Annotated in this window: 6 protein-coding genes; 4 read left to right on the top strand and 2 right to left on the bottom strand. The window is 69.3% G+C overall.

Features of this window, described 5'->3' with window-relative positions:
- Nucleotides 1-77: 77 nt before the first annotated feature.
- From SLP03_RS10310 to SLP03_RS10325, 4 genes are read left to right on the top strand one after another with little or no spacing between them, the layout of a single operon-like run.
- A complete protein-coding gene (locus SLP03_RS10310; protein WP_319460321.1) occupies nucleotides 78-1,178 on the top strand; it encodes a glycosyltransferase in 1,101 nt (366 codons plus the stop codon).
- On the top strand, nucleotides 1,172-2,197 hold the full coding sequence (locus SLP03_RS10315; RefSeq protein WP_319460322.1) for an ABC transporter ATP-binding protein: 1,026 nt from the start codon (nucleotides 1,172-1,174) through the stop codon (nucleotides 2,195-2,197). Before SLP03_RS10310 ends, SLP03_RS10315 begins: the two co-directional genes overlap by 7 nt.
- Nucleotides 2,194-3,024 carry an ABC transporter permease gene (locus SLP03_RS10320; RefSeq protein WP_319460323.1) on the top strand — a complete coding sequence of 277 codons (831 nt, stop codon included), beginning with the start codon at nucleotides 2,194-2,196 and terminating at the stop codon, nucleotides 3,022-3,024. The genes SLP03_RS10315 and SLP03_RS10320 overlap by 4 nt, the downstream gene beginning before the upstream one ends.
- Nucleotides 3,021-4,235 (top strand): hypothetical protein, encoded by a 1,215-nt coding sequence (locus SLP03_RS10325; protein ID WP_319460324.1) that lies wholly within the window; start codon nucleotides 3,021-3,023, stop codon nucleotides 4,233-4,235. The genes SLP03_RS10320 and SLP03_RS10325 overlap by 4 nt, the downstream gene beginning before the upstream one ends.
- A 112-nt stretch (nucleotides 4,236-4,347) precedes the next feature.
- Here the strand turns inward: SLP03_RS10325 and SLP03_RS10330 are convergent, their stop codons facing one another.
- Complete coding sequence (locus SLP03_RS10330; RefSeq protein ID WP_319460325.1) at nucleotides 4,348-5,766, bottom strand: transposase; 1,419 nt, start codon at nucleotides 5,764-5,766, stop codon at nucleotides 4,348-4,350.
- Nucleotides 5,767-5,841: 75 nt separating this feature from the next.
- Entirely contained in the window at nucleotides 5,842-6,999 is a 1,158-nt protein-coding gene (locus SLP03_RS10335; protein WP_319460326.1) for a glycosyltransferase family 4 protein, read from the bottom strand.
- Nucleotides 7,000-7,750: the final 751 nt, after the last annotated feature.

The raw sequence follows: 7,750 nt of genomic DNA on the forward strand, positions 1-7,750 counted from the left end.
ACGTGGTGTGCATTCCAAAAGGCTAGTATCTGCTCGCGCCCGAAGGCGCTCGCCCGAGCTGGATTGGCTGACAACGAATGATCAAATCCGCACCGCAGCCGCTGCGGTCCCGGCCGACCGTTTCGGTGGTCATCCCTTGCTACAAGTACGGGCATTTCCTGCAAACCTGCGTGCGTAGCGTCCTTGAGCAGGAGGACGTCGACGTCGATGTCCTGATCATCGATGATGCGTCGCCCGACGACAGCGCCGATATCGCCAGACGGATCGCCGCCGAAGACGGCCGGGTACGGATCGTCGTGCACGAGGTCAACCAGCGCCACATCGCCACGTACAACGAGGGTCTGGCGTGCGCCACCGGCGAGTACGCGTTGTTGCTCTCCGCTGACGACATGCTCGCCCCACGCGGGCTGGCCAATGCCACCGCGCTGATGCAGGCACATCCGGAGGTCGGCCTCGTCTACGGTTTCACGCGGTCCTTCTCCAACGAGCCGCCGGCCGCCCGCGTCTCCCCGCGCTCCTGGTCGATCTGGTCCGGCCAGGAGTGGCTCGGCCTGCTGTGCAGGCACGTCAGCAATCCGATCTACACGCCTGAGGCGGTGATGCGCACCAAGACACTCCAGGATCTCGTCGGTTACGACGCCCGGCTGCCGCACGCCGCCGACTTCCTGATGTGGCTGCGCACCGCCACCCGGGGCTCGATCGGGCGAGTCAACGGGGTGGATCTGGCCTACTACCGCCAGCACGGCGAGAACATGCACAAGGAGCTCTACCCGGGAGCCCTGCGCGATCTGACCGAGCGCAACCTTGCGTTCGGTGTGCTGTTCGACGAGGACGGTGATCGGCTGGCCGACGTCGCGCGGCTGCGGTCCGCCGCCCGCCGCGGGGTGGCGCGTGAGGCGCTCTTCATCGCCCTGCAGGCCTACTACCAGGGCGACCGCCCGACTGAGATGGAGGCCGAGGTCCTGGCCCGCCTGGTCGCCTTCGCAGAACAGATCTGCCCGGAGTCGCGCACCTTCGGACTCCGGCGTTCGTACGAAACCCTGGTGGCGCGGGCGCGACGAGGGAAAGGACCACTCGTGCCGGCTCACGTGCTGGCGCTGCGCGATCGGGCCGTCGGCCATCTGCGGTGGCGGCGGTGGCGGCGGACGGGTATCGAGGTAGGGGCGGGGGCATGCTGATGACCACGGCACACCACGGGGCGCCGGACGACAGCGACGACGTCATTGTCCTGTCGGGACTCACCAAGCTGTACGAGCCGACTCCGCCCTGGATGCGGCTCTTCGCCCGCTCCCACCTGCAGAAGCCCGTCAAGGCCCTGGACGGCGTCGACCTGGTGGTCCGCGCCGGCGAGATCTGCGCGATCGTGGGTCCCAACGGCGCAGGCAAGACCACCATGTTCCGGATCATCGTCGGCCTGACCACCGCCACCGGCGGACAGGGTACCGTCCTGGGGTTTGACGTCGGCCGGCATTCGGAACAGGTCCGCCAGGTGATCGGGTGGATGCCGTCCGAGGACCGCAGCCTGCTCATGCGGGCTACCTCCCGGGAGAACCTGCAGTTGCATGGGCGCCTGCAGGGCATGCCGAGGAACGAACTCGCCGAGCGAATCCCGTACGTGCTGGAAATCGTCAACCTCACGGCCCAGACCGACTCTGTGGTGGCCGGCCTCTCCGCCGGCATGCGGGCGCGGCTCCGGCTCGCCCGCGCGTTGCTGCCGGGTCCCCGAGCGCTGATTCTCGACGAGCCGACCGGCGCGGTGGATCCCATCGCCGCGCACGGGTTGCTCACCCTGATCATGGACCTGGTCAAACAGGAGCGGCTGGCCGTGTTGATCTCGTCGCACCGGCTCGAAGAGATCGAAGCGCTGCGGTCAAAGGCGCTGCTGCTCGACAGTGGCAGAATGAGATACTCCGGCGACCTCGACAGCCTGCGCCGCGAGTGGGAACGCCCGGAACTGGAGCTCGTGCTCGACGACTCCCCGACCGCCCACCTGATCGCGGACGGCCTGCTCGCACAAGGCATTCCGGTCGACGTGGACGGCGTGACTGTCCGATGCCGCCCAACGGGATCTGACCGGGTCGGCGCGGTGCTGGCGCAACTTGGGCCGCTGGCCAACTCAATCCGGCACGTGCGGGAGATTCCGATGCCGTTGCGCGACTTGATAGCTCAGGTTTACCAGCGAGGAGATGCGCGATGAGCCTGGCATACCCGGTCACGGCACGAAACCGTAGCCGAGGCCGCAAGGTGCTGGACACCCTGGAGGGTTACATCCGCATCGACCTTGTCGAGGAGCGGATGTTCCCCGCGTCGACCATCCTGCGGTACCTGTCGGTGGTCTTCCCGGTCCTGCTCTACTACTTCCAGAGCACCTTCCTGGAGATAAGCAACCAGCTGTTCATGATGATGCTCATCGGAACGGCCGTGATCGCCGGGCTTCAGGACGCCCTGGTCGGCCTCACCAGCCGACTCAACTTCGCCATGGAGCGCGGAACTCTCGAGACGTACCTGGTGGAACCCGTGCCGTGGGCGCTGATTCCGGTGGCGATGAACATCTGGCGCAGCTTCACAGGTGCGGTCCTGGCCTGTGTCATGGTCGCGACGGGCTGCCTGCTCGGCGCACCGATCAAGCTGACCGCCGTACCGGCGGCCCTGCTGGTGCTCTTCCTGGGCATCGTGGCGTGCAACGCACTCGGCTCGTTCGCCGCGAGCTTCATCCTGCTCTTCAAGCGTGGCGAGCCCGTGGTCGCGCTCTACAGCCTGGCCGCCGCGGTGCTGGGCGGAGCTCTGTTCCCGATCGACGTCCTGCCGGTCTGGATCCGGTGGCTCAGCTACCTGGTGCCGCACTCGTACGTCATCAGCGCCGAGCGCCAGCTCCTCATGACCGATCCCCCGCCCGGCGGCCTCTCGCCGGGCTGGTCGATCGCGATCCTGGCCGGTCTGTGCCTCGTCAGCTTTGTCGCTGGTCTGTTCGTCTTTGATCGGTCGCTTCGGCTGGCCCGTCGGTTGGGGATCCTGAGCATATGACTGTCCGTCTCACCTCGGCCCGCCAACGCGAGGTCTGGCGAGTGCTGCGCCGCTCCGGGCTGCGCGGACTCGCTCAGCGGGCGGCGCGGGTGGCCTATCAGCGGCTCGGCGCGTCGGACCTGGACGGCCTGCTGGATCTCGACCACCTCACCGACTCCCGAGGGCTGAACCTCGCGAGCCCGCAACAGCGCCCGGCCCCCGGCACGCCGCTCACGGTCGGCTGGATCTGCACGCCCCCCGGCCGAGGCTCCGGAGGGCACACCACCCTGTTCCGCATGGTGGAGGGGATGGAGGCGGCCGGTCACACATGTGTGCTCTACATCCACGATGTCTACTCCGGTGAACTTGTCCGGCACGAGCGGGTGATCCGGGAGAACTGGCCGGGCATGCGGGCCGAGGTACGAGCGGTCGCTTCGGGCCTCGCCCCGCTGGACGCGTACGTCGCGTCGGGGTGGGAGACGGCGCACGTGCTGGCCTCACATCCCACTCCGCCCACCCGGCGGCTCTACTTCATCCAGGACTTCGAGCCATGGTTCTACCCGGCGGGCGCCCACTACGTTCTGGCCGAGGACACCTATCGATTCGGCTTCCGATCCATCACGGTCGGTCCGATGCTCGCGGACCTTCTTCGAGACCGCTTCGGAGTCGAGGCGCGGGTGGCCGAGTTCGGCTGTGATACGGACATCTACCGGCTGACCAACCCCGCCCCGCGGACCGGAGTGGTGTTCTACGCCAAGCGGGACAGTGCCCGCCGCGGCTTCATGCTCGGCGTGCTCGCGCTGCGGGAGTTCCACCGCCGTCACCCGGAGCAACAGATCCACATTTTCGGCGACCCCACCGTCACCATGCCGTTTCCGGCGACAAACCACGGCGTCATCAGCCCTGCGAAGCTGAGCGAGCTGTACAACCGGTGCGCCGGCGGGATTGCGATCTCGCTGACCAACCTGTCGCTGGTGCCCGACGAGATGTTGGCGTGCGGCGTCATTCCGGTCGTGTCCGAGTCCCAGTACGCGAAGACGAGCATGGACAACCCGTACGTGCGCTGGGCGTCACCGACGGCCCGTGGTCTGGCCGATGCGCTGAGCGAGGCCGTCCAGCCGGGCCGGCCCTTCCCCGCCACCGTCGCCGCCAGCATCCGGTCAACCCCGTGGGACGCGGCGAAGCGGGCCACGCGGGAGACCATTGAAGACGAGGTTTACGGGCCCCAGTAGGCAGCAAGCCGGGCGGCGCCGGGTGCCCGGCACTCCGGGACCCGAGGTGCTCCGCGCCGACGGCGAATCGATCTGCCATCAGGGACGGCGGCACAAGCTAGTGCGGTGTCCACTAACGTTCACCGGGTTTGCGGTGGGTGTTGTGGATCCTCGCCTTTTGGGCGAGCGACTCCCTACCGGGTGGTGGGGCGGGCCTCCGCGGGCCAACTGATCCTCGCGCCACCCAGGGTGGGCGGCGGGGGTCACGCCGGGACCGGCCAGCACCGGGCAGGTGCCGGCCGGCTCGACGGTGCGTGACCACCTCCGGCAGCACAACGGCTGCCGGGGTGGTGGATCCGCCGCCCGGGGCACGGGTGGCGATGCTGGCCGCCGCGACGAGGTCGCGGTGGCCGGAGAATGCGCAGTGCGGGCAGGACAGGGTCCTGCCGCGGGGTTTCGGTACCCGGCGGTGGCAGGCGGGGCAGGTGGAGGAGGTGCCTCGTTCGTCGACCAGCCGGACGGTGATCCCGGCGAGGGTGGCCTTGTCGGTGAGGACCTGCAGGAGCCGGCCGATCTGCCACTGCCGTAGCCGCAGGTTGTGCCGCCGCCCCGCAGGCAGGTCCAGCACCCCGCGAGGGTCACCGACGTGCAGGACACCCATCCGTTGCCGGACCGCCCAGGACACGACGCTGCGCGCGGCTTCGTGTTGGGCCTGACGGATCCTGCGCCGGTGCCGGCCCTCCACCAGCCGTGTCCGACGCCGGTACTGCCGCCACCGTCGCGACCCCTTCTGCCCTGGCCGGGGTGCCCGACGCGATACGGCACGGCGCCGGGCCTTGGTGTCGGCCAGGTGCATGCGGTGTTCGGCGCGGATCGCCCGCCCGGACACCAGCAACCCCTCGCCGTCGGGGCCGGCCACGGCGTAGGGGTGGATGATCCCCAGGTCCACCCCGGCCACCCTGCCAGGATCCGGTTGCTCACCGGGCGGATAGACCGTCACCGGCACCTCGGCGGTCACGTCGAGGAACAGCCGGCCGCCTTCACACAGCAGGGTGATCGACCGGACCTGCTCGACCGGATACGGCACGTCGCGCGCCAGCCGCACCCACAGCTGCGGGGTGCCTTTCGCGGTGGGGATCCGCACTTGGCGGCCGTCGAGGGTGAATGTGCCGTGATACCAGCGCACCGGCACCAACCCCCGCCGACGACGCGGGAACCGCACCAACACGTCACCGGCGCTGCGGCGTTTCGCCGCGGCGAACCACGCATCGGAGAACCGGCGCAACACCGACCTGGCACCCGTGGAGTCCAGTTCGGCGAACGTGCCCGGCCCGGACGCGGACAGCTCCCGGCACAACTGCTGATAACCGGACAGGGATACGTCCCGGCGGCGGCGCCGCCAGGCGTTGACCTCCAACACACACGCCCACACATCACCGGCCGAGCGCAGCAACCCGAAACACCGCCGCCGCTGCCCAGCCGTCACCCGCAACGCGACGCGCGCGGTGCGGTGCACGACCCGCGGGGCGGCGGGATCCCGACGGCGAGGCACGAACCGAAGCCAACACCACCCCTACGACACTTTCCCCAACCCCGGCCAACCCGGCCAACGTTTGTGGTCAGAGCACTAGCCGTTCAACGCCTTCGAGTAGGCGTTCAGAAGGACTCGACCTGCGGCGGACCAGGTCAGGTCGGGTGCGCCCCTGAGGCTGGCGGCGCGAAGTCGCTCAAGGCGCTCGCGGTCCTCAGCGAGTGAGCGCAGGTGAGCGGTGAGCGTCTCGATGTCGCCCGCGGGGTGCACGAGGCCGTCGACCTCGTCTTCACACACAGCCCCGGTTCGGTCCGATACGACGAGGACGCATCCACAGGCGCGCGCCTCATACGTCACCAGAGCACTGCCCTCCTCGACCGACGGAAGGACCAGGACGTCGCAGGAGCGCATCAAGCTGGCCGGGTCGGCGACGTGGCCGCGCTCTTCGACGCTCTCGTGGGCGAGGAGCGGCGCGAGCACGGCCCGGTAACCCGGCTCTATCGCGCCCGCGATCAGGAATCGTCCGCCCGCTTCGGCCGCGCCGGAGCGCAACCATGCCCGCAGCGCGTGGTGCAGGCCCTTGCGTGGCTCGCCGCGCCCGACGAATCCGACGGTGAAGGGACGGTCCACGTCGACCCGGCCCGCTGGGCCGTAGCGCGCCAGGTCAAACCCGTACCGGTGCCGCAGGAGCCGGCTCGGGGCCACGCCGGCGTCGCGGAAGGTGTCCGCCACGAAGTCGGAGGGGCACAGCAGCCGGTCCGCCAGCTTGTACTCGCGTTCCTCGTACGCCAGTTTCTCGGCTCGGCGAGCGTGCGGGCTCGAAGGGTCGACCGCTATGCCGAGTTCCCGGCAGACCTGCTCCACGGCGTCGAAGGCGAACGCCGTGTGCGCGTTCGGACGCTCCAGCACAGTTCGGATCCCGAACCGGCGCGCGGCTGCGAGCGTCTGCTCGGAACGGATCGGCCAGCAATGGACGACGTCGATCTCCTGTCGCATCCGGCGCAGGATGGCCGCGGTCCGGCGGTCGTGCAGCGTGACCGCTCGCATGAAGCCGAGCACCCGGAACGGGATCTTCACACCGGCAAGGCGCAGTGTCTCCAGGACCCGGACCCCGGGCGGCAGAGCGCGTTCGTTGGTGGCACACACGACCGTCACCTCCGCGCCATGCTCGGCAAGGCCCGCCACCTGGTGCCAGGCCGTCGTGCCGATGCCCGATGCCCCGAGGCGGGTCGGGAACGAATACAGGACGCGCATCAGCCGACCCACTGGTCGCGGCACGTCGCCCGTGGCTGCCGATCGGCCCGCGGAACGATGCCGAGTCGGTCGCCGACCCGGACCTGCAAGCCCTTGCTGGTGGCGATCGTGGGCCTCCTCGCGTATGCCAGCGCCTCGGCAATGCTGTCTGTTGTCTGCAACCGGCTCCAGCCCCGCGCACAGGTTTCCTGGACACAAAGGTGTCTCGGGCAGACCGCCTGGCCATGATACCGATCGCCGATCCCCCTGGGCGATCACGCATTCGGCCGGAGACCGGCACCACTCGCAGCAATTGGATGGCCGGATTCCCGTCAGCGCTCGAGCCCACCGTCGGGCACGATTGGTCACCGAGACGCTCGGGACCGGACCTGACCGGCGCGACCGGGCCAAAGAGGGGACACGCATGGTCGTACGGCGGGTCAGGACCCTTGTCGCGCTGTCCGTTGCCGGCCTGGCGGTGGTTTCCGGAGTCGTGGCGCTGAGCCTCGCGTTCACTGCGAGCGGGGACGCTGACCAGCAGGGGGCGAGCGTCGCGCGTCCGACGCCGAGTGTTTCTGGGTCGGTGACGGCGGTGCCGTCGCCGAGTGCGTCGGGGTCGGTGAGGCCGTCGGCTGGTGGGTCGCTGTCGGTGAGTGTGTCGCCGGGGGTGCGGTGTCCTGTCGGGAGGCCGCATGTTCCGGGTGGGTCGAATGGGTCGGGTGGCTGTTGGCCGGGGCCGGGTACCACGGGGGTCCCTGTCGGTACCTTGTTG

It is taken from the genome of Micromonospora sp. RTP1Z1, assembly GCF_033804685.1.
Classification (GTDB): domain Bacteria; phylum Actinomycetota; class Actinomycetes; order Mycobacteriales; family Micromonosporaceae; genus Micromonospora.

What these genes read in the sequence shown, in the direction of transcription:
- SLP03_RS10335 (WP_319460326.1), bottom strand. Translation starts at nt 6,999, where the DNA reads ATGCGCGTCCTGTATTCGTTCCCGACCCGCCTCGGGGCATCGGGCATC.
- SLP03_RS10325 (WP_319460324.1), top strand. Translation starts at nt 3,021, where the DNA reads ATGACTGTCCGTCTCACCTCGGCCCGCCAACGCGAGGTCTGGCGAGTG.
- SLP03_RS10320 (WP_319460323.1), top strand. Translation starts at nt 2,194, where the DNA reads ATGAGCCTGGCATACCCGGTCACGGCACGAAACCGTAGCCGAGGCCGC.
- SLP03_RS10310 (WP_319460321.1), top strand. Translation starts at nt 78, where the DNA reads ATGATCAAATCCGCACCGCAGCCGCTGCGGTCCCGGCCGACCGTTTCG.
- SLP03_RS10315 (WP_319460322.1), top strand. Translation starts at nt 1,172, where the DNA reads ATGCTGATGACCACGGCACACCACGGGGCGCCGGACGACAGCGACGAC.